Genomic DNA, 21,075 nt, shown 5'->3' on the forward strand with positions numbered 1-21,075 from the left:
GCGGGCTATGGCCGGTTCCCCGCGCCGTTCATCGAGTCAGCGAACCGCTGGAACAGATACAGGCTGTCCGTCGGCCCGGGCGAAGCTTCCGGGTGGTGCTGGACGCTGAACACCGGCTTGTCCTTCAGGGCGATGCCGCAGTTGGTGCCGTCGAACAGGCTGACGTGGGTCTCGACCACGGCGTCCGGCAGGCTGTCGCGATCGACGGTGAAGCCGTGGTTCATCGACACGATCTCGACCTTGCCGGTCGTCAGATCCTTCACCGGGTGGTTCGCCCCGTGGTGCCCCTGGTCCATCTTGACCGTCTTGGCGCCGAGGGCGAGGGCCAGCATCTGGTGGCCCAGGCAGATGCCGAACAGCGGCTTGCCGCTCTCGACCAGCTTCTGGATCTCGGGCACCGCATAGACGCCGGTCGCGGCCGGGTCGCCCGGACCGTTCGACAGCACGACACCGTCCGGATTGCGGGCCAGGACCTCCTCGGCCGTAGTCGTCGCCGGAACGACGGTGATCTTGGCGCCGGTGGAGGCCAGGGCGCGCAGGATGTTGCGCTTCACGCCATAGTCGATGACCACCACGGTCTTGTCGGTCGCATCGACGCGCGGGTGGCCTTCCGGCCAGTCCCACAGGCCCTCGTCCCAGTCGAACGACTGCAGGGTCGAGGCGGGCTTGGCCAGGTCCAGGCCGACCAGGCCGGTCCAGGCCTTGGCCTCGGCGACCAGGGCGTCGAGGTCGAAATTGCCGTCCGGGTCATGGGCGATCACCGCGTGCGGCGCGCCGCCGTCGCGGATACGGGCGGTCAGGGCGCGGGTGTCGATCCCGGCCAGGCCGACCACGCCGCGGCGCTGCATCCAGCCGTCGAAGTCGCTTTCCGAGCGGTAGTTGGCCGGGTCGGTCGGCACGTCGCGGAAGATCGCGCCGCGCGCCGAGGCAGCCTCGCCGCCGGAGATCCCTTCCACGTCCTCGACGTTCACGCCGACGTTGCCGACGTGCGGGAAGGTGAAGGCCAGGATCTGGCTCATGTAGGACGGGTCGGTCAGGATCTCCTGGTAACCGGTCATGGCGGTGTTGAAGACCACCTCGCCCAGAGCCGAGCCGACGGCTCCGCAGCCCACGCCCTGGAAGATGGTGCCGTCCGCCAGAGCGAGAACGCCGGTGACGCCGGGAAGTAGCTTGTCGGTCATGGCAGGCTCCGTAGCACCGAATACAGGCGGGCAAACGGCGGCGTGGTTAGGCGTCGGCGGCGGTGGGGTCAACGGCGCGACGGGACTTTCTCAGGAAAGCGAACCAGATCACCGAGGTGAAGACGAAGAACCCCGCCGTCGGCAGCACATAGCCTGGGGCCGCCGCAGCGACCGCCGCGGCCGAAAAGACCATGCCCACGATGGCGATGACCCGGGCCCGACTCCACCGCGCCAGACGGAACAGAGAGGCCGAGCAGACCGCATAGACCGTCAGCGTCAGCACCGATGTGACCCCGATCAGGATGCCGAACTGGGCGCCCAGGGTCGGCTGACCCGAGATCACCGCCGCCACCGACATGATGGCCGCGCCCAGCAGGGGATTGGCGATCGGGGTCTTCTCGCCCGCGCTGAAGCCCGACGGCAGATAGCCGCTGCGCGACGCGGCGCGGGCCGTTTCCCCGCCCATCATCACCCAGCCGCTGAGGGTGCCCAGCGTCTTCACCACGGCGCAGATGGCCACGACGCCGGCGATCGAGGCGCCGAAGACCTTGGCCGCCAGATCGGCGTAGGGGCTCGACGAATGGGCCAGGTCAGCGGCCGGGATGACTCCGAACACGGCGCAACTGGCGGCCACATAGACGACAGTGGCCAGGACCACCCCGGCGATCGAGGCCCGGCCGACGTCTCGCGACGGATCCTTGACCCTGGCTGACAGCACCGCGGCGCTCTCGACCCCCAGGAAGGCCCAGAAGATGATGGCCAGGGACGCGGGCACGGTCTCGGTCAGCGGGCGGTTGTCGGGGCTCCACGAGGCCTCGAAGACGTTGGGATCAAAGGCGGCGACGCCCGCAATCACCGCGATGACGATGGGGATCAGGCCGATGACCAGGGCCAGGGCTGCGAACCGCGACGCCGTCCGGGCCCCGAGGATGTAGGCCCCGGTGGCCAGCCAGATCAGGCCAAGGTTGCAGAAGGTCGCCGGCACCGGCTCGCTCAGGACCGGGAAGAAGAAGGCGAGATAGCCGGTCGCGGCCACCGCCACGGCCACGTTGCCGATCAGGCAGGCGCTCCAGAAGGCCAGGGCCGTCTGGAAGCCGAAGAACCGCCCGAGCCCGCGCTCGGCGAAGCCGGAAAGGCCGTCGGCGTCCGGCTGAAGTCGGCCCAGGGCGGCGAACACCAGCGCCAGGGTCACGGCCCCGAATCCGGCGACCATCCAGCCGATGACGCTGGAGCTGCCGAACGGCGCCAGGGTGGCGGGCAGCAGATAGAGGCCGGAGCCGATCATATTGCCGGCGACCACCAGGGCGGCGAGGCCCCAGCCGAGCTTCTGCTTCTCGTTCATGCATGGATCTCCGCGATGCGCGACTGGAACCAGCCAACGGCCATTTCGTGCCGCGGACTCAGGACGCCGTGGTCATAGGCCCCGGCCGAGAGATTCGCCTGCACCGCCTCGCAGATGCGGGCGTCCTCGGCGGTCAGGCGGTCGGAGGCGTCCAGCGCCTCGCCCAGCGCGCCCTCCCCGCCATCGTTGAGGAACAGGTAGTCGAGACGTGTCCGCCCCGGCCCGACCGGCGTCATACGCTCGATCATGGCCCCGTCGCGATAGACGTTGATCCCGAGGTTGGGCCACAGCCAGCCCCAGACCCCGGCCTGGGGCCCGTCGTTGACCCCGACCGCCTCCTGGACGACCAGTTGCCCCTCGACGCGGACGCGGTATTCGGCCGAACCCAGCTCGTCCGACAGCACCGGATGGACGGCCCCGATGTGGTAGCCCTCGAGGTAGTTCTCGGCATAGACCTTCCAGTCGCAGGCGAGGTCATGCGAGCGGCGCAGCGCCGGGGCCGCGATCGACAGTCCCCGCTCGCTGAGCAGCGCCTCCAGCGGGGCCACGAGCTGTTCGAGCGGCGGCCCGTCGGAGTCGAGGCAGGCGAAGGCCAGCCCCCGCCAGATCTCCAGGCGGACCGGCAGCAGGCCGAAGTCGCGCGGATCGAACCCCTCGGCCGCCCCGAATCCCGTCGCCGCCCGCAGGCGGCCGTCCAGGGCGTAGCGCCAGCCGTGGTAGGCGCAGGTGAGCTCGCCTTCGCAATGGCCCCGTGGGCCCTCGACAAGCGGCCCGGCGCGGTGGCGGCAGACGTTGTGGAAGGCCCGCAGCGCGCCGTCCTTGCCGCGCACGGCGAACAGCCGATGGCCGGCGATGTCGGCGGCGATCCAGTCGCCGGGCGCGGCCGCCTCAGCCTCATGGCCCAGAAACAGCCAGGCGCGGCCGAACACGTCCGAGCGCTCGCGCGCCCAGGCGTCGGGACTGCCGTAGAGGCGGGCGGGAAGCGTAGCCTGCATGCGCCGGATCAAGGGCCTGTGCGACCCTGACGTCAACTGGTCAGACGGTGACGGCCTGCATATCGGCGAAGACGGCGTGGGTGGCCCCGGCGGTCTCGGCGGCCAGGCCGCGATCGGGGCGCAGGTTCAGCAGCAGCACCTGCGGGCAGGCCAGGCGGGCCGCGCCGATCAACTGCGCCGCCGACTGCCAGCCGCGGGCGGTCTCGTGCTCAACCCCGGCGAAGTCGATGGCCAGGCACTGGGGCCTCAGTTGGGCCATGCGCCGGGCGGCGCCGAGGTCGGGCGCGATGTGCAGCATCATGCCCAGGCCGCCGCTCTCGAACGACGGCATAGCGGCTTGCAAGGCCTCCTCCGGCGCGTGGTCGACGTTGCCGACGACCTCGACCAACAGAGCGCCGCCCTCGGTCTGGCCGCGCAGATCCTGGCACAGCAGGGCGAAATGGCCGGCGCTGGGCGCGACCGTGCGCCAGAAGGCCGGGATCACGCCGCTTTCATTGGGCGCGAGCCGCAGCAGCTCCAGGCCGCTCTTCAGCGTCTGCAGGTCGATGCGCTTGAAGTCGGCCGCCTCAAGGGCGTGGCGGATCAGGCCGGGCGCGCCGCCGGCGACGCCATTGCGCAGCGAGCGGCGGATGCGTCGCGCCACCGCCGTCGAGCGGGCGAGATCGAACACCGGCTGGGCCGACAGACTGACCGCCATCTCACGGCCGGCGCGGGTCACCATGGTGAAGGACGTGCGGCCGAACGGCTCGGCGTAGGAACGGCGCTCGGTGATCGGCGGCAGCGGACGGCCGGTCCCGATGTCCAGAACCATGGCTGCGGCGCCGGCGCTCTCCGGGCTGTTCGTCATGACCGTTACTCCTCGGCCGCCTCAACAAGCCCCCGTCGCGCCATCAAAGCCCCGAGTTCAAAAGATATCCCTGACGGACATGGTAAGGGCTTGGTTGACGGCGCCCGGCGGACGCGGTCAGGAGGGCGACGCCCCCAGGAATCGCCCCCGGACCGATCATGCCCATCACCACGGTCGGCCTCGATGCCGACGACACCCTCTGGCACAACGAGACGGTCTTCCGCCTGACCCAGGCTCGTTTCCTGGAGCTGCTGGCCGACCACGACGGCGACCTGGTCCATGCCCGGCTGGCCGAGGTCGAGCGCCGCAACCTTCGGCTCTACGGCTACGGCGTGAAGGGCTTCACCCTGTCGATGATCGAGACGGCGATGGAGCTGTGCGAAGGCGAGCCGCCGGCCGGGGCGATCCGCGAAATTCTGGCCGCCGGGCGCGAGATGCTGGCCCATCCGGTTGAGACGCTGCCCGGCGTCGACGAGGCTCTGGCGCGGTTGTCGGAGCGCTACCGTCTGGTGCTGATCACCAAGGGCGACCTGCTGGACCAGGAGCGCAAGCTCGCCGCTTCGGGTCTCGGCGACCTTTTCGCGGCGGTCGAGATCGTCTCGGAGAAGGACCAGCGCACCTATGAACGCGTCTTCGCCCGCCACGGCACCGGCGCCGAGGAGGCCGTGATGGCCGGCAATTCGATGAAGTCGGACGTCCTGCCGGCCCTGGCGGCCGGCGCCTTCGCCGTGCACATCCCCTACGCCATCACCTGGGCCCACGAACTGGCCGACGCGCCTGAGAACCATCCGCGCTACTGCGCCCTGGACCGGATCGACGACCTGCCCGACTGGATCGCCGAAGCCTCCGCTCAGGCGTAGCCGAGCAGGGCTCTCAGCCCCGGCGCGTGATAATCCACCAGCCGCCGCTGCGTCTCCGGAAGCTGATCGGGGAAGACGATGCCCTCGGGCAGTTTGAGGTTCTCGCGCGCGGTCCGGCTCTGCTTCCTGTCGGCGCCGACGGCCACGCGCTCGCGCCAGTCGTCGGGCCGGTCGATCCCCGCGGCGGCGAGCAGCCCCGCGAACAGGGCGTCGCTCTCCGGCGCCTCGAGGTCCTTCACCGCCCTTGCCAGATCCTCGTAGCGGACGAGGTGCGCCCCCGTGCCCAGCCAGGCGGCGGCGTTGTGGGTGTAGATGTCGATCAGCGCCGGCGACTTCTGGTGGATGCCGAAGATCATCATGTTCATCAGCGCCTCGGCCGAGAACAGGCCGGACTTCAGGTGCTGGATGTTCTCCTGGTCGAACTCGTCGGAAACGAAGAACCTCGCCCGGGCCAGGACCCAGTCATAGGGATCGCGCACCAGCAGCAGATGCCGGGCGAAGCGGATGTTGGCCAGCGACTGGTCGCTGAACAGCAGGTGGCCGCTGGACAGCATCGGCGCGTGCGGATTGAAGGCCGCCAGGTGCAGATGCATGTTCGGCACCTGCACGAAGTCCTGATCGTAATGCTGCGACGCCGGCACGAACATGCGCAGGATGTTGCGCAGCAGGTGGGTGCCCCCTTTCGGGATGCTGTTGGCCAGCACGGGTTGCTTCAGCGGCGCCGGCGCGAAGCGGGCGACCTCCTTGTCGAGGGTGTCCCTCAGACCCCTGATGATGGCCATGCAGTTTCCCGAGCGAGACGAGGTGACGCCGCCTGACTTTCACACGCCGGCGGAAAACGGCAAGGGCGGCGGCTCACGCCGCCGCCCCGCATCCGTCAGAACGACTTGCTGACCCTCAGGAAGGCCCGCCGTCCGTAGTAGGCCTCGGTGTACTGCGACGAGAACACCGAGTTGCCGACCGTGCCTGTCGCTACGGCCGAGGCCGCCGGCGGCAGTTCGTCGAACACGTTCGCAAAGCCGCCCATCAACGTCCATCCGTCCGTCTCGTAAGACAGGGAGACGCTGTGGAAGCCGGTGAACTCGGCATAGGCCTTCACCTCCGTCGTGCGGCCGTCGATGACCTGGAACGGCGAGCCGTTGGCGAGGATGTACTCCTGGGTGTCGTCCTGCGGCCCGATCCAGTCGAAGCCCCAGAAGGCGGTCCAGGGGCCGCGAGCGACGGTGAGGTTGATGTTGCCCACCAACTCCGGACTGCCGATGTCGCCGAGGAAGTCGGTCGGCGCCTCGATGAACAGAGCCTGGTTGTTCTCCAGCGTCCAGGTCGTCTGGGTGTCGAGGGTCAGGGTGCCCCAGTCGAAGTCGTGGAACCACCGGGCGGTGAAATCGAGACCCCGGTTGTTCTGCTCGGCGATGTTGATGAACTGGTCTCGGACTTCGGTCACCCCCAGCGATGGATCCCGCGTGAACTGGTTGCACAGCGGGTCGGTCGGGAAATTGTCGGAGGTGTAGCAGCCGTTGACCACATTCGGCGCGCCCAGGGCCGTGACCTCGTCCTCGATCTTGATCTCGAAGTAGTCGAGCGCAAGGCTGAGGTTGCTGTCAGGGGGTGTCAGGACGACGCCGATGACGGTGGCCACCGAGGTTTCGGGTTCGAGCAAGCCGAGCCCGCCGCCGGTGGTGATCTCCGCCGACGACACCCCGCCCGCGAAGTCGGGCGCGACGCCGCCGCCGGGTCCGGCCGCGCTGGTGCAGTTGTTGAACAGCTCCTGGCTGATCTCGCCGTCCGCCAGCCGATCGCCGACGTTGATGCAGGGATCGATGGCGCGCTGGCCCAGGAAGCTGGTCTGGTCGGCGAGGTAGAGCTCGAACAGGGCCGGAGCCCGGAACGAGGTGCCGTGGGTCGCTCGGATGCGAATGGCGTCGCTCATGGCCCAGTTCAGGCCGACCTTGTAGGTCCCCGCGTCGCCCGAGGAGTCCGTATCCGTGTATCGGCCGGACAGAGACAGATCGAGGCTCTTCACATAGGGCTGGTCAACGATCAGCGGGATGGCGAACTCCGCATAGATCTCCTTGGTGTCTTCCTTGCCTGCGGTGATGCCCGCACCCGTCAGGCCCCAGCTGTTGTCAGCAAGGGTGACGTCCCCTGGGGTGTCGACGATCTCATCCCGCCGGACATGGAAGCCCACGGCCAGGCCAAGGGGCCCCGCCGGCAGCTCCCAGAGGTTCCCGGCGATCGATCCTTCGAAATACGTCTGCTCGTAGATCGTCGTGCCGGTTTCCACATCGAACAGGAACGCCCGCTCTTCAGGCGTCAGATCGCCAGCCAGGAAGCCCGGACGGGTGAAGTCGACGTCGATACAGGGACGGCCGCTGATCGGCAGGTTGGTGCCGACGCAGGACTCGGTCTTGAAGCTGGTCGAATTGACGGCGTCATCGAGGATGACATCGCTGGTGTATTCGCCGTCCGACCGGCTGTACTGGCCGTAGACGTCCCAGTGCCAGCCTTCCATGAAGCCGCCGCTGATGTCGCCGCGAACGCCCAGCACCAGTCGGGTGTAGTCGACCTTCTGGGACGCGTCGAAGTGATCGGTCACCGGCGTCGGGCTGAGGATGTTCAGGCCCGAGAAGCCGTTCAGCGGATCGCCCCCGAAGCCCGGAGCGCCAAAATAGAGATCCAGGAAGTCGGAGGTGTAGACGTAGTTCCAGAACTGCCGGTAGCTGTCGGTGCGGCTTTCGCGACGGTTCAGCAGCAGTTCGGCATAGGCCTCGACGCCGCCGCCCAACTCATACGCCCCTTCCAGGAAGACCGTGTAGCGTTCGGTCTCCGGAATGATGGTGTTCTCGGGCTGGAAGGTCGGATGGCTCGCGTTGACCACCGCCCGGGACGCCGGGTCGTAGTTGACCAGATAGAAGCCTGGCGGCGCCTGCGGGTACAGGGCGTCGATGGCCGGATTGGCGGGCCGCGGCGGGATGAACTGACCGAGGTTGCCGTCGTAGTCGAACTGGAACCGTCCGGGGCGCGTCAGCAGGCCGCCGGTCACCGGGTTGATGCCGTAGGAGAAGACCTGGCCCCAGACGACGTCGTTGCACTGCGGCTGCCCCGTGCGCGGGTCGATACGATCGGCCCGGGTCCGGGTGCCGGGCTCGAACACGTACTGGTTCGAGCAGGTCAGGTAGTCGCGATCGCCGGCCCTGAGCTGTTCCTGCAGATACCAGTCCGCCGAGATGTTGAAGTAGCCGCGGTCGAAGGTTTTCCCCCACGCGCCGGAGATATTGTACTGCTCGCCGCCCGACTCGAAGGGCAGGCTGGCGAAGGCGCTCATCTCGCCGCCGTCGCGGCTGCGCTCGGTGATCAGGTTGACGACGCCGGCGATGGCGTCCGAGCCGTAGATGGACGAGGCGCCGTCCTTCAGCACGTCGATGCGGTTGATCGCCGACTGCGGGATGACGTTCAGGTCGAAGGCCGAGACGCCGCCGCGCGTGCCCGCCGGACCGGCGCGACGGCCGTTCAGCAGCACCAGGGTGCGATTGGCGCCGAGCCCTCGCAGGGAGATGGTCGACGCCCCCGGACCGCCGTCGGTGACGAAGGCGCTGGAGATGGTCGAGTTCACCTGCGGCGACCCGGCAGCGATGGTCGAACTCTGAAGCAGTTGCGCGGTGTCGCTGAGCCCGCGCTGTTGGCCACGCTCGGTGGTCAGCACTTGGATCGGCGACGAACTGGTGAACTCGTTTTGCGGGATGCGCGACCCGGTGACGATCACGTCGCCGACATCCTCGGCGTCGTCGTCGTCGGGTTCCTGCTGGGGTTGGGCCTGACTTTGGGGAGGGGGCGGGTCCTGCGCGAAGACCGGCGTGGCGAATAAAATGGCGGCGATCACGCCGCCGGTAAGTGCTGAGGACTCTGAGAGACGGGTACGGAAAGACATGACGACCTTTCTCGTTGGCTTTTTGGCTCGCCGGGCAGAGGTCGGGTCGCTGGAATGCCGCTTCGACGCCCCTTGGACGCAATTCCGCCCTTCAACCGACACAGTGAGACTTGGGAAAAAGGCGAGACTTTGTTCAAGCTTAACCATATCAGATGAAAGATCTGTAATAGATTACTACGGCTAAGCTTAATCCCAGATCTGTATCGCGATGGAACAGTTCTGACTGCGGCGCGGATTTCGCCTTGCCCCGCGGGGTCCCCGTCTTTAGACGGGCCGCTTAACCGACAACCCGAACCGGACCGCGCTGGCGCCCTGCCTGCGCCGGGTCCGCGCGCGCGAGGAGACCCAGCCGCCGTGTCCCATGCCGATGTGTCTCACGAAGAGCGTGACGCCATGGTGCGGGCGGCCCTGGCGGCGCAGGGTGATTCGGGCGTCACGCCGCGGCACACCCTGTTCTATTTCTACGGCGCGGGGGACCACGACGACCTCAACGAGGTCGCGCGGCGGGCCGGGTTCGTCACCCGGGGCCAGGACGATTCGACCGTCCTGGAGACGACGATGGCGGTGGACGAGGGCTCGTTCGCCCCGGTCTCCGCCATGATGCAAGCCTGGGCCGCGGCCTTCCAGCTGGACTACGACGGCTGGGAATGCGCGGTCGTCACGAACTGATTTCAAGAAGAAGAGCCTAGAGGCCCATGCCCAAGCGCACAGACATCCAGTCCATCCTGATCATCGGCGCGGGTCCGATCGTGATCGGACAGGCGTGCGAGTTCGACTATTCGGGCGTCCAGGCGTGCAAGGCGCTGAAGGCCGAGGGCTACAGGGTCATCCTGGTCAACTCCAATCCGGCCACGATCATGACCGATCCGGAGGTGGCCGACGCCACCTACATCGAGCCGATCACGCCGGAATTCGTCGAGCGCATCATCGCCAAGGAGAAGCCGGATGCCCTGCTGCCGACCATGGGCGGTCAGACGGCGCTGAACACGGCCCTGGCGCTGGACGCCTCGGGCGCGCTGAAGAAGCACGGCGTCGAGATGATCGGGGCCAAGGCCGACGTCATCGACAAGGCGGAGGACCGCCAGAAATTCCGCGACGCCATGGACAAGCTGGGCCTCGAGAGCCCGCGCTCGCGCGCCATCCACACCGTCGAGGAGGGCGACGACGCCCTCGCCTTCGTGGGCCTGCCGGCGATCATCCGCCCCAGCTTCACCCTGGCCGGCACCGGCGGCGGCATCGCCTATAATGTCGAGGAATTCAAAGAGATCGTCGAACGCGGCCTCGACCTTTCGCCGACCACCGAAGTCCTCATCGAGGAGTCGGTGCTGGGCTGGAAGGAGTATGAGATGGAGGTCGTCCGCGACAAGGCGGACAACTGCATCATCATCTGCTCGATCGAGAACATCGACCCGATGGGCGTGCACACCGGCGACTCCATCACCGTCGCCCCGGCCCTGACCCTGACCGACAAAGAGTACCAGCGCATGCGCACGGGCTCGATCAACGTCCTGCGCGAGATCGGCGTCGAGACCGGCGGCTCGAACGTGCAATGGGCGATCAACCCGGCCGACGGCCGCATGGTCGTCATCGAGATGAACCCCCGCGTGTCGCGCTCCTCGGCCCTGGCGTCGAAGGCCACCGGCTTCCCGATCGCCAAGGTCGCCGCCCGCCTGGCCGTCGGCTACACGCTGGACGAACTGACCAACGACATCACCCAGGTGACCCCGGCCTCGTTCGAGCCGTCGATCGACTATGTCGTCACCAAGATCCCGCGCTTCGCCTTCGAGAAATACCCCGGCGCCGAGGCGACCCTGTCGACCTCGATGAAGTCGGTCGGCGAGGTCATGGCCATCGGCCGCACCTTCCAGGAGTCGATGCAGAAGGCCCTGCGCGGTCTCGAGACCGGCCTGACCGGTTTCAACGAGATCGAGATCGAGGGCGTGGCGGACGTCGAGGACGACGCCTCGGCCCGCGCCGCCGTCATCCGCGCCCTGGGCCAGCCGACGCCGGACCGCATCCGCGTCATCGCCCAGGCCTTCCGCCACGGCCTGTCGGTCGAAGAGGTCAACGCGGCCTGCTCCTACGAGCCCTGGTTCCTGCGCCAGATCGCCGACATCGTCCGCACCGAGGGCCATGTGGTGGTCCAGGGCCTGCCGACGACGCCGACCGACTTCCGCAAGCTGAAAGCCAAGGGCTTCTCCGACGCCCGCCTGGCCCAGCTGACCGGCAAGACCGAGGCCGAGGTCCGCAAGGCCCGCCGCGGCCTGAACGTGCGCCCGGTGTTCAAGCGCATCGACACGTGCGCGGCCGAGTTCGCCAGCGCCACCGCCTATATGTATTCGACCTATGAGACCGGGGCCCTGGGCCAGGTTCCGCAGTGCGAAGCCCAGCCCTCGGATCGCAAGAAGGCGATCATCCTGGGCGGCGGGCCGAACCGGATCGGGCAAGGCATCGAGTTCGATTACTGCTGCTGCCACGCGGCCTTCGCCTTCGACGACATCGGCGTCGAGAGCATCATGGTCAACTGCAACCCCGAGACGGTCTCGACCGACTACGACACCTCGGACCGGCTGTATTTCGAGCCGCTGACGGCCGAGGACGTGCTGGAGCTGATCGAGGTGGAGCGCTCCAAGGGCGAGCTGATCGGCGTGGTCGTCCAGTTCGGCGGCCAGACCCCGCTGAAGCTGGCCCACGCCCTGCAGGAGGACGGCGTGCCGATCCTCGGCACCAGCGTCGACTCCATCGACCTGGCCGAGGACCGCGAGCGCTTCCAGGTCATGCTGCACGACATCGGCCTGATGCAGCCGCCCAACGGCCTGGCCCGCTCGGCCGAGGAAGCCGCCCGCAAGGCCGAGGAGGTCGGCTATCCGGTCGTCCTGCGCCCGTCCTACGTGCTGGGCGGCCGCGGCATGATGATCGTCCATGACCGTGAGCAGCTGGACCGCTACGTCGGCGAGGCGATGCGCGTCTCGGGCGACGATCCGGTGCTGATCGACCACTATCTGAACCGCGCCACCGAGGTGGACGTCGACGCCCTGTGCGACGACGAGACGGTGTTCGTGGCGGGCGTGCTGGAGCACATCGAAGAGGCCGGCGTGCACTCGGGCGACAGCGCCTGCTCCATGCCCCCCTACTCCCTCTCGGCCGCCACCATCGCCGAGCTGAAGCGCCAGACCGAGGCCATGGCCCGGGCCCTGAAGGTCCGCGGCCTGATGAACGTCCAGTTCGCCATCGAGGAGCCGCACTCGGCCGAGCCGCGCATCTTCGTGCTGGAAGTGAACCCGCGCGCCTCGCGCACGGCTCCCTTCGTGGCCAAGACCATCGGCCAGCCGATCGCCGCCATCGCCGCCAAGGTCATGGCCGGCGTGCCGCTGAAATCCTTCGGCCTTGCCGACAAGCCCTATGACCACATCGCGGTGAAGGAGGCGGTCTTCCCGTTCGCCCGTTTCGCCGGCGTGGACACCATCCTGGGCCCGGAAATGCGCTCGACCGGCGAGGTCATGGGCCTGGACTGGAAGCGTGAGGGCGAGACCGACATGGCTCCCGCCTTCGCCCGCGCCTTCGCCAAGAGCCAGATCGGCGGCGGCACCACCCTGCCGACCAGCGGCTGCGCCTTCATCTCGGTCAAGGACTCGGACAAGCCGTTCGTGATCGAGACGGCGAACACCCTGCTGGCCCAGGGCTTCAGCCTGATCGCCACGGGCGGGACGCACGAGTACCTGACCGGCCAGGGCGTGCCCGTCGGCCACGTGAAGAAGGTGCTGGAAGGCCGTCCGCACATCGTCGACGCGATGAAGAACGGCGAGGTCCAGTTGGTCATCAACACCACCGAGGGCAAGCAGTCGCTGCAGGACAGCTTCTCGCTGCGCCGCACGGCCCTGATGATGAAGATCCCCTACTACACCACCTCCTCCGCCGCACTCGCCGCCGCCCAGGCCATCGCCGCCGTCCGCGCCGGCGATCTGGATGTCCGCCCGATCCAGAGCTACGCGTAAGCGGACCGCGCCCCGAGGTGGTGAAGTCGAGCTTGTCATCCCCGACGAGCGAAGCGAAATCGGGCGACGAGGCCTGGCATCTGACGAACTCCCGGACGGCCCGAAAGGGCCGAGCCGGGAATCCGCTACCGGCTGACGGCGGTCCGCTCTGGTGAAGGGGTGTGGGGCCAGTTCGGCTCAAAGCGAAAAACGCGCTAAGCTGAGCCTTATGCGCATGCTGCTCACATTCCTCCTAACCATCGGACTGAGCGGGCCGACCGCCGCCCAAACCTGGTCCGATCCGGACCTGGGTCGAGCCGTGGTCGAGGCGGCGGCGGACGCCGAGCATCTGTGGCTCCGCGGCATGGACGGCGTCCTCGTCCGGATCGACCGGCGAACGGGCGAGCGGACGCTCCTTGGACGAGGCTTCGTCGATATGCTGCCGGACGGCGACCGGCTCTGGGCGCTACGGGGTCCCGACGAGTACGGCGCGGTCATCATCGAGGACCTGCGGGATCCGTCGCGCTCGGCGACCCTCGCTTCCTCGGACGATCAGATCGGAATGTTCACCAGCGGCGGCGCTTGGCCCGGCCTGGTGACGAGCCGACAGCTCATTCTTCACGACGCAGGCGACTGGCGCGAAGTCCCGCTCGCCGGCGAATTGTCGCCGGGCGTCCACGTGGCGGCCGACGCTGAGGGACGCGTCTACGTTGGCTATGCTCGCGGGGAGTGGGGAGGCGGCCTGCGCCGGATCGACCCCATTACGGGATCGGTAGCCTTCGTCACGGAAGCTAGCAACGAACTCTGCGGGGGACGACTCAACCCGGACTGCGACCCGGTCGTCGGCGTGTTTCCCGACCCATCCCGCACGGACTGCATTATCGTTGGGACAAGCTTGGCCCATCTGAGCCTGAAAGAGGGTGAGATCGTGCGAGTCTGCGGAGACCGGATTACGTCGGTGTTCGCCCATACCGTGCAGTCAGACCCGGGCTGGCCTCTCCCCGGACAGACCTGGCCCTTCGACGGGCTGGTCCAGACAGCCGACGGCTGGGTCGCGGTCTCGCAGAAGCAGTACGCACGCTCTCGGTCCGGCACGATCGAGATGCACCCCACGCCAGCGTTAAGGGATTGGCACGGGTTACGTATCAGCGACGAACAGGACGGGATTCTGTTCGTCATGTCGGCGTGTTGCTGGGGCTCCGCCGACGTCCCGACTGACCATCGGTTGCTTACCGTGCCGGTGATGCGAACCTCGCGCTAGCCGCCGCCCATGTTCCCTACGTTGAACCTCCTGCTGGCCGCCTGGGCGGCGGCCAGCGCCGTCGCCTTCGGCCTGTTCGCCTTCGACAAGGCGCGGGCGCGCGGCGGTGGGCGACGCCTCCCGGAGCGGACCCTGCTTCTCGCGGCGCTGCTGGGCGGACCCGGCGCCTGGCTGGGCCAGCAGTTGCTACGCCACAAGACGCGGAAACAGCCGTTCGCGACATGGCTGGGACTGGCCGTGATCGTGAACCTGGCCGCCGCAGCCGCAGGGGTTTGGCTGCTGCGCTAGTCGGGCTGCAGCAGGGCCAGCAGGGCGAAGCTGGCGAGCCAGTGCTCGCCCATATAGTCGCCGGTGACATGCGGAAGCGCGACGTCGAGGTGCCGCTGGGCCGCGGCGGCGGCGGCGGCCTTCAGCGGCTCCGAGGCCGGCAGGCTCGCGGCGATGGCGCGCCAGCACCAGCCGCGGCTCAGGTTCAGGCCATCCAGGTGCGCGATCTTGCCGTCGGTGCGGTCGCTGACCCGGGCGGGCGAGAGAAGGGTCGCCGGCTCGCCCCCGGCCAGCCGCGGCAAAAAAGCATCGAACCAGGTGCGGTAGGCGTCGGGGGCCAGGACCCGACGCATCAGCTCGGCCTCCATCAGGGCGGGGGACAGGAACTCGTCCTGCGACGGCTCCCAGGCCTGGCAGTCGCGGTCGCCCCCGTGCCAGCGCCGGGCGGCGTCGCGACAGGCGGCGGCGAGGTCGGCGTCGTGGGCGTCGGCGTAGTCGAGCGTCAGCCGCAGGGCGAAGGCGGTGTTGTAGTGGGTCCCCACGCGGACCGGGTAGTCCGCCAGGGGCAGGAAGGCCTTGAACCGGTCGGCGAAGACCTGGGCCAGGGGCCGCAGGGTTTCGAACCAGCGACGCCCCTCCTCCGTCTCGTGCCGCCCCAGCTCCGCGGCCAGCATGAGCAGCCACGCCCAGCCGTAGGGCCGCTCGAAGCCGCGCGCCTCGGGCCGGGCCAGATAGGCGGCCTCGCCGGCGACCGCGTCCGGGGTGAACAGCGTATCGGCCAGCTCGCGGATGCGCGCGGCCTCGGCCATGTCCGGGTGCAGCCGGTAGAGGGTGAACAGGGTCCACCAGCCGTGCACGCAGGAATGCCAGTCGAAGCTGCCGAAGAAGATCGGGTGCATGTCGCGCGGCGTGCGGGCGTCCTCCGGCCCCGTCAGCACATGCATGATGTGGTTCGGATACTCGCGCGTCACATGGCCGAGGGCGGTGGCGGCGAAGCGGGCTGCGAGGGCGGCGTCGACAGGCTGGGTCATGGTCAGAACCGGAAGGCGAGGAAGTACATCAGCAGCATGTTGGCCACGAGCATGACGGCGGCGGTGGGCAGCTGGGCGCGAATGACGCCGTTCAGGGGCGCGTTGCGATCCGGCAGCTCCAGCAGGTTGGCGGGCACGACGTTGAAGTTGGCGGCCATGGGCGTCATCAGCGTCCCGCAGAAGCCGGCCAGCATGCCGATGGCGCAGACGATGGCCGGATCGCCGCCGAACTGGTGGACAACGATGGGCAGGCCGATGGCCGCGGTCATGACCGGGAAGGCGGCGAAGGCGTTGCCCATGACGATGGTGAACAGGGCCATGCCGGCGCAGTAGGCGAAGACGGCGAGGAAGGCCGAGGTCATGGGAATGACCGTCGCGATCAGGTCGCCGACCACCTGGCCCACGTCCGCGGCGAGAAACACGGCGCCGAGCGAGGCCAGCATCTGGGGCAGGAGGGCGGCCCAGCCGATGGAGTCCATCAGACGGCGCCCCTCCTGCACCGGGGCCATGGCCGGCGGCCGGAACCAGACCAGGGCGGCGACCAGGGCGATGACGCAGCCGAGCCCCAGCGAGATCAGGGTGGTTTGCACCGGCGAGATCAGCCAGGCGCCGGCGGGCGTGTGCTTGGCCAGAAGGGTGCCGCCGACCGCGACCAGGGGCACGATCAGAGCCGGGATGAACAGGGCGTTGCGCCAGCGGGCGGCGCCGGCCTGGCGTTCGTCGGCGCTGGTGGTGGCGGGCTTCCCGACGCCCAGCTTGCCGATGGCGCCGATCACGACCAGGGCGATGACCAACAGTCCGTTGCCCAGATCGCCCAGCCACGAGCCGAACAGCAGCGAACCGGCGATCAGGCCCCAGAACAGCGCGCTGCGGAACCGGGTCGGGTTCAGCGGATCGCGCAGGCTGAGGATCGAGAAGGCCGCGAACATCAGGCCGGTGACGATGTAGGCGTGCTCGAGGGTGATCATCGGCCGCCCTCCCCGTCCGCCGCCGCATCGGGCACGGCCATGTCCCGCTTCACCTGCCGGTCGAACATCAGCAGTCGCGCGCCGTGAACCACCAGGGCGACAAGGGCCGTGGGGATGGCCCACAGGGAGACATGCAGGGCCTCGACGCGCACGCCGGCCTGTTCGAGGAAGCCGACGATCAGCACGATCGATCCGATGGCGATGAAGATGTCCTCGCCGAAGAACAGGCCGACGTTGTCGGTGCCGGCCGCCATGCTGCGGATGCGGAAGCGGGCCTTGTCGGTCAGCGGGCCGTGCTCCGTCTCGGCCGCGCCCTCGGCCATCGGCGCGATCAGGGGCCGGACCATCTGCGGATGACCGCCCAGCGACGTCAGGCCCAGGGCCGCCGTGCCCTGGCGCACGACGAGATAGATCAGCATCAGCCGGCCGGCGGTCACGTTCCGGACCTGGGTGACCAGATCGCGCGCGCGCTCCTGCAGCCCGGCCCGCTCGAGCAGGCCGATCACCGGCAGGACCAGCCAGGTGATGTGGAAATAGCGGTTGTCGTTGAAGGCCTTGCCGAAGCGGCTGACGGTGTCGACGGCGGCTGTCAGCAGGGCGCCGGCGTCCACGCCCGGCCCGACCGCGGCCATGACCCCGGTCGTGATCGCCGCGATGAGTATGACCACCAGCGGGTTGATCCGGGCGACGAAGCCCACGACCACGACCGCGATCCCCAGTAGCACCAGCATGGAACCCTCCCCTTCCGTGCGACAGTCGCCCAGCGCGGGCGGATCAGGAAGCGTCTTTCGCGCCGAAGCCGCCGCCGCCCGGCGTTTCGATGACGAAGACGTCGCCCGGCGCCATGGCGACCTCGGCGGTGGAGCCGAGCGGCTCGACCGCGCCGCCTGCCCGCTCGACCCGATTGACGCCGACGGCGCCGGGCTCGCCGCCCTGCGCGCCGAAGGGCGGGACACGGCGATGGTTGGACAGAATGGCCGCCGTCATCGGCTCGAGGAAGCGGACCCGCCGCACCGCGCCGTCGCCCCCGGTCCAGCGCCCCTCCCCGCCCGAGCCGCGCCGGATGGAGAAGGCCTCCAGCAACACCGGGAAGCGGGTTTCCAGGACCTCGGGGTCGGTCAGGCGGCTGTTGGTCATATGGGTCTGGACCGCGCTGGTCCCGTCGAAGCCGGGGCCCGCGCCTGAGCCGCCGGCAATGGTCTCGTAATACTGGCGGGCGTCGTCGCCGAAGGTGAAATTGTTCATCGTCCCCTGGCTGGCCGCCAGCACGCCCAGGGCGCCGTAGAGCGTATCCACGACGGCCTGGCTGGTCTCGACGTTGCCGGCGACCACGGCGGCGGGATAGCGAGGGTTCAGCATCGAACCCTCGGGCACGATCAGCCGGATCGGCTTCAGGCAGCCTTCGTTCAGCGGAATGGCGTCGTCGACCAGGGTGCGGAAGACGTAGAGGGTCGCGGCGCGGGTGATGGACAAGGGCGCATTGAAATTGGTCGGCCGCTGGTCGCTCGTGCCGGTGAAGTCGACCACGGCCGTGCGATTGGCGGCGTCGACGTCGATCTGGACCCGGATGACCGCGCCGTCGTCCATCTCGTAGGCGAAGGCGCCGGGTTTCAGCACGGCGATGGCGCGGCGGACGGCCTCTTCGGCGTTGTCCTGGATGTGGCCCATGTAGGCCGAAACGACCGGGCGGCCGAACTCGGCGGTCATGCGGATCAGCTCGTCGGCGCCCCGCTGGCAGGAGGCGATCTGGGCCTTCAGGTCGGCCAGGTTCTGATCGACGTTGCGCGAGGGATGCAAGCCCGAGGCGAACAGGGCGCGGGTCTCGGCGTCGCGCAGCCGGCCGGCGTCGACCAGCAGGAAGTCGTCGATCAGCACTCCCTCGTCCTCGACGGTGCGCGAGGAGGCGGGCATCGAGCCCGGCGTCGTTCCGCCCACGTCGGCATGGTGCCCCCGCGCCGCGACGAAGAAGGCCGGCGCATCGTCCGCCTCCAGGAACACCGGCATGATGACGGTGATGTCGGGCAGGTGGGTGCCGCCGTTGTAGGGGGCGTTCAGCATGTAGACGTCGCCGCGCCGCATGCCGCGTCCGTCAGCTGCGTCGCCGCGCGAAGCGATGACCGTGCGGATGCTCTCGCCCATCGATCCCAGGTGGACCGGGATATGGGGCGCGTTGGCGATCAGGGCGCCGGTGGCGTCGAAGATGGCGCAGGAGAAGTCGAGCCGCTCCTTGATGTTCACCGAATAGGCGGTGGCGCGCAGGGCTTCGCCCATCTGTTCGGCGCAGGCCATGAAGCGGCTGTTGAACACCTCCAGCATGATCGGATCGACCGTCGTGCCGATGGCGGCGCGGGACGGAAGCGGGACCACGCGCTCGAGCAGCAGATTGGCCTGGCCGTCGACGATCGCCCGCCAGCCGGGCTCGACCACCGTGGTGCCGGTCGCTTCCAGCAGGATGGCCGGTCCGTCGATGGCGAAGCCGGGCGCGAGGTCCTCGCGGCGATGAACGGGCGTGGGTCGATCCGCGCCGGCCATGCGCACGCTGAGCTGGGCGACGGCCTGCGGCGGGCCGGCGACGCCGTGGACCTGAGGCGCAGAGGGGGCCTGGTCCGAATGGCCGACAGCCTCCACCTCCAGGGTCTCGACCACCAGCGCCTTGTCCTCGGCGAAGAAGCCGAAGCGGCGACGGTGCAGGTCCTCGAAGGCCTCGGCCATGTCCCGGGCGGGACCAAAGGGGACGATCAGGGGCGTGTCGGAGCCGGCGAATTTGATCTCGGCGCGGGCGATCGTGGTGACGGCGTCAGGCGCGAAGCCCTGGGTCTCCAGATCGGCGCGGGCGGCTCTGGCCAGGTCGGCGATGCGGTCGCTCAGCGCCGGGTCCCGCGCCCCGTCGAGCGGGGCGGCCTCGGTCGCCTGGCGGATGGCGCGCACCTCGGCCAGGCCCATGCCGTAGGCCGACAGGACGCCGGCGAACGGGTGCAGCAGAACGCGGGTCATGCCGAGGGCGTCCGCGACCAGGCAGGCGTGCTGCCCGCCGGCGCCGCCGAAACAGTTCAGCACATAGCGGGTGACGTCATAGCCGCGCTGGATGGAGATGGCGCGCATCGCCTCGGCCATGTTCTGGACGGCGATGGTGATGAAGCCCTCAGCGAGCTCGCCGGGCGACACGGCGCGGCCGGTGGCGGCCTCGACCTCGGCCGCCAGGGCGTCAAACCGCGTCCGCACCGCCTCGGCGTCCAGCGGCTGGTCCGCGTTCGGGCCGAAGACGGCGGGGAAGAAGTCAGGGCTCAGCTTGCCGACCATGACGTTGCAGTCGGTCACCGTCAGCGGGCCGCCGCGCCGGTAGGCCGCCGGCCCCGGGACCGCGCCGGCCGATTCCGGCCCGACCCGCAGCCGTCCGCCGTCGAAACGGCAGATCGAGCCTCCGCCGGCTGCGACGGTGTGGATGCTGAGCATCGGCGCGCGCAGCCGCACCCCGGCGACCACGGCGTCCGAGGTCCGCTCATAGTCTCCGGCGAAGTGGGACAGGTCGGTCGAGGTGCCGCCCATGTCGAAGCCGATGGCGCGGTCGAAGCCGGCGGCCTTGGCGGTCTCGGCCATGGCCACCACGCCGCCGGCCGGCCCGGACAGGATGGCGTCCTTGCCCCGGAAGGCGTCAGCCGCCGTGAGCCCGCCGGACGACTGCATGAACTGCAGCGGCGTCGCCGGGCCCAGATCGGCCCCGACGCGCTCCACATAGGCGCGCAGGATCGGCGACAGATAGGCGTCGGCCACCGTGGTGTCGCCGCGCCCGACCAGCTTGATCAGCGCCCCGACCTCATGGCTGACGGAGACCTGGTCGAAGCCGATCTCGCGCGCGATCTCGGCCAGGCGCCGCTCGTGATCGGTGAACCGCCAGCCGTGCACCAGGACGATGGCCAGGGCGCGGAACCCCGCCGCATGCGCCGCGGCCAGGTCGGCGCGCGCCTGGTCCTCGTCCAGCGCCCGGTCGATGGCGCCGTCCGCCCGGACCCGTTCGTCGATCTCGACCACCCGGTCGTAGAGCTGATCGTTGAGGACGATGTGGCGCACGAACAGTTCGGGGCGGGCCTGCCAGCCGATGCGCAGGGCGTCGCCGAAGCCTGCGGTGATCGCAAGCACGGTCGGCTCGCCCTTGCGCTCCAACAGGGCGTTGGTCGCCACGGTCGTGCCCATCCGCAGGTCCTTGACCAGGCCCGCGGCCAGCGGTCCCGGCGGGGCGTCCAGGATGCGCCGGATGCCCTCCACGGCGGCGTCGGCGTACTGCTCCGGATTGGCCGACAGCAGCTTGCGCGTCTGGAGCGAACCGTCCGGAGCACGGGCGACCACGTCCGTGAAGGTGCCGCCCCGGTCGATCCAGAACCGCCAGCCCGCAATCGCCTCGCTCATGAAGATGGTCTCCGGGA

Annotated in this window: 15 protein-coding genes; 5 read left to right on the forward strand and 10 right to left on the reverse strand. The window is 69.1% G+C overall.

The annotated features are described in order from the left end of the window. Positions 1–5: 5 nt before the first annotated feature. The 4 genes from carA to ASC65_RS08635 are packed head-to-tail and all read right to left on the reverse strand — an operon-like array spanning position 6 to position 4,365. Positions 6–1,181: a glutamine-hydrolyzing carbamoyl-phosphate synthase small subunit gene (gene carA, locus ASC65_RS08620; RefSeq protein ID WP_056451674.1), complete on the reverse strand. Its 1,176-nt coding sequence runs from the start codon at positions 1,179–1,181 to the stop codon at positions 6–8. A 46-nt stretch (positions 1,182–1,227) separates the two neighbouring features. Next, complete coding sequence (locus ASC65_RS08625; protein WP_056451676.1) at positions 1,228–2,523, reverse strand: amino acid permease; 1,296 nt, start codon at positions 2,521–2,523, stop codon at positions 1,228–1,230. Beyond that, complete coding sequence (locus tag ASC65_RS08630; protein WP_056451678.1) at positions 2,520–3,518, reverse strand: aromatic ring-hydroxylating oxygenase subunit alpha; 999 nt, start codon at positions 3,516–3,518, stop codon at positions 2,520–2,522. The genes ASC65_RS08625 and ASC65_RS08630 overlap by 4 nt, the downstream gene beginning before the upstream one ends. A 40-nt stretch (positions 3,519–3,558) precedes the next feature. Further along, a complete protein-coding gene (locus tag ASC65_RS08635) occupies positions 3,559–4,365 on the reverse strand; it encodes a hypothetical protein (protein ID WP_056451680.1) in 807 nt (268 codons plus the stop codon). A gap of 158 nt (positions 4,366–4,523) precedes the next feature. On the opposite strand from ASC65_RS08635, the gene ASC65_RS08640 reads away from it, so the two are divergent. After that, on the forward strand, positions 4,524–5,225 hold the full coding sequence (locus ASC65_RS08640; RefSeq protein WP_056451682.1) for an HAD family hydrolase: 702 nt from the start codon (positions 4,524–4,526) through the stop codon (positions 5,223–5,225). Here the strand turns inward: ASC65_RS08640 and ASC65_RS08645 are convergent. Both ASC65_RS08645 and ASC65_RS08650 read right to left on the reverse strand, forming a co-directional pair. Continuing rightward, on the reverse strand, positions 5,216–6,007 hold the full coding sequence (locus tag ASC65_RS08645) for a hypothetical protein (protein ID WP_056451684.1): 792 nt from the start codon (positions 6,005–6,007) through the stop codon (positions 5,216–5,218). The two genes, ASC65_RS08640 and ASC65_RS08645, sit on opposite strands and share 10 nt — an antisense overlap. Positions 6,008–6,102: 95 nt before the next feature. Beyond that, positions 6,103–9,153 (reverse strand): TonB-dependent receptor domain-containing protein, encoded by a 3,051-nt coding sequence (locus ASC65_RS08650; protein WP_156459601.1) that lies wholly within the window; start codon positions 9,151–9,153, stop codon positions 6,103–6,105. Positions 9,154–9,507: 354 nt separating this feature from the next. Between ASC65_RS08650 and ASC65_RS08655 the strand changes: the two genes are divergently transcribed. From ASC65_RS08655 to ASC65_RS08670, 4 genes are all read left to right on the forward strand, one after another. Then, complete coding sequence (locus ASC65_RS08655; RefSeq protein ID WP_235561449.1) at positions 9,508–9,822, forward strand: hypothetical protein; 315 nt, start codon at positions 9,508–9,510, stop codon at positions 9,820–9,822. 26 nt (positions 9,823–9,848) lie between these two features. Next, positions 9,849–13,148: a carbamoyl-phosphate synthase large subunit gene (carB, locus tag ASC65_RS08660; RefSeq protein WP_056451688.1), complete on the forward strand. Its 3,300-nt coding sequence runs from the start codon at positions 9,849–9,851 to the stop codon at positions 13,146–13,148. Positions 13,149–13,356: 208 nt separating this feature from the next. Further along, positions 13,357–14,388: a hypothetical protein gene (locus tag ASC65_RS08665; protein WP_056451690.1), complete on the forward strand. Its 1,032-nt coding sequence runs from the start codon at positions 13,357–13,359 to the stop codon at positions 14,386–14,388. Positions 14,389–14,397: 9 nt separating this feature from the next. Beyond that, positions 14,398–14,676, forward strand: a complete 279-nt coding sequence (locus ASC65_RS08670) for a DUF1294 domain-containing protein (protein ID WP_056451694.1) — start codon at positions 14,398–14,400, stop codon at positions 14,674–14,676. Here ASC65_RS08670 and ASC65_RS08675 read toward each other — a convergent pair. From ASC65_RS08675 to ASC65_RS08690, 4 genes are read right to left on the reverse strand one after another with little or no spacing between them, the layout of a single operon-like run. Further along, complete coding sequence (locus tag ASC65_RS08675; RefSeq protein ID WP_056451696.1) at positions 14,673–15,686, reverse strand: DUF2891 domain-containing protein; 1,014 nt, start codon at positions 15,684–15,686, stop codon at positions 14,673–14,675. The genes ASC65_RS08670 and ASC65_RS08675 overlap by 4 nt on opposite strands. 2 nt (positions 15,687–15,688) lie before the next feature. After that, positions 15,689–16,654 carry a DUF979 domain-containing protein gene (locus ASC65_RS08680; RefSeq protein ID WP_056451698.1) on the reverse strand — a complete coding sequence of 322 codons (966 nt, stop codon included), beginning with the start codon at positions 16,652–16,654 and terminating at the stop codon, positions 15,689–15,691. Beyond that, positions 16,651–17,385 carry a DUF969 domain-containing protein gene (locus tag ASC65_RS08685; protein ID WP_056451700.1) on the reverse strand — a complete coding sequence of 245 codons (735 nt, stop codon included), beginning with the start codon at positions 17,383–17,385 and terminating at the stop codon, positions 16,651–16,653. Before ASC65_RS08685 ends, ASC65_RS08680 begins: the two co-directional genes overlap by 4 nt. 43 nt (positions 17,386–17,428) lie before the next feature. Then, positions 17,429–21,058, reverse strand: a complete 3,630-nt coding sequence (locus tag ASC65_RS08690; RefSeq protein ID WP_056451702.1) for a hydantoinase B/oxoprolinase family protein — start codon at positions 21,056–21,058, stop codon at positions 17,429–17,431. Positions 21,059–21,075 lie beyond the last annotated feature (17 nt).

Source organism: Brevundimonas sp. Root1279 (assembly GCF_001425945.1).
Lineage (GTDB): Bacteria > Pseudomonadota > Alphaproteobacteria > Caulobacterales > Caulobacteraceae > Brevundimonas.

Coding starts and splice junctions, on each gene's coding strand:
- ASC65_RS08665 (WP_056451690.1), top strand. CDS start 13,357: ATGCGCATGCTGCTCACATTCCTCCTAACCATCGGACTGAGCGGGCCG.
- ASC65_RS08670 (WP_056451694.1), top strand. CDS start 14,398: ATGTTCCCTACGTTGAACCTCCTGCTGGCCGCCTGGGCGGCGGCCAGC.
- ASC65_RS08675 (WP_056451696.1), bottom strand. CDS start 15,686: ATGACCCAGCCTGTCGACGCCGCCCTCGCAGCCCGCTTCGCCGCCACC.
- ASC65_RS08690 (WP_056451702.1), bottom strand. CDS start 21,058: ATGAGCGAGGCGATTGCGGGCTGGCGGTTCTGGATCGACCGGGGCGGC.
- ASC65_RS08680 (WP_056451698.1), bottom strand. CDS start 16,654: ATGATCACCCTCGAGCACGCCTACATCGTCACCGGCCTGATGTTCGCG.
- ASC65_RS08625 (WP_056451676.1), bottom strand. CDS start 2,523: ATGAACGAGAAGCAGAAGCTCGGCTGGGGCCTCGCCGCCCTGGTGGTC.
- ASC65_RS08630 (WP_056451678.1), bottom strand. CDS start 3,518: ATGCAGGCTACGCTTCCCGCCCGCCTCTACGGCAGTCCCGACGCCTGG.
- ASC65_RS08635 (WP_056451680.1), bottom strand. CDS start 4,365: ATGACGAACAGCCCGGAGAGCGCCGGCGCCGCAGCCATGGTTCTGGAC.
- ASC65_RS08640 (WP_056451682.1), top strand. CDS start 4,524: ATGCCCATCACCACGGTCGGCCTCGATGCCGACGACACCCTCTGGCAC.
- ASC65_RS08645 (WP_056451684.1), bottom strand. CDS start 6,007: ATGGCCATCATCAGGGGTCTGAGGGACACCCTCGACAAGGAGGTCGCC.
- ASC65_RS08650 (WP_156459601.1), bottom strand. CDS start 9,153: ATGTCTTTCCGTACCCGTCTCTCAGAGTCCTCAGCACTTACCGGCGGC.
- carB (WP_056451688.1), top strand. CDS start 9,849: ATGCCCAAGCGCACAGACATCCAGTCCATCCTGATCATCGGCGCGGGT.
- carA (WP_056451674.1), bottom strand. CDS start 1,181: ATGACCGACAAGCTACTTCCCGGCGTCACCGGCGTTCTCGCTCTGGCG.
- ASC65_RS08685 (WP_056451700.1), bottom strand. CDS start 17,385: ATGCTGGTGCTACTGGGGATCGCGGTCGTGGTCGTGGGCTTCGTCGCC.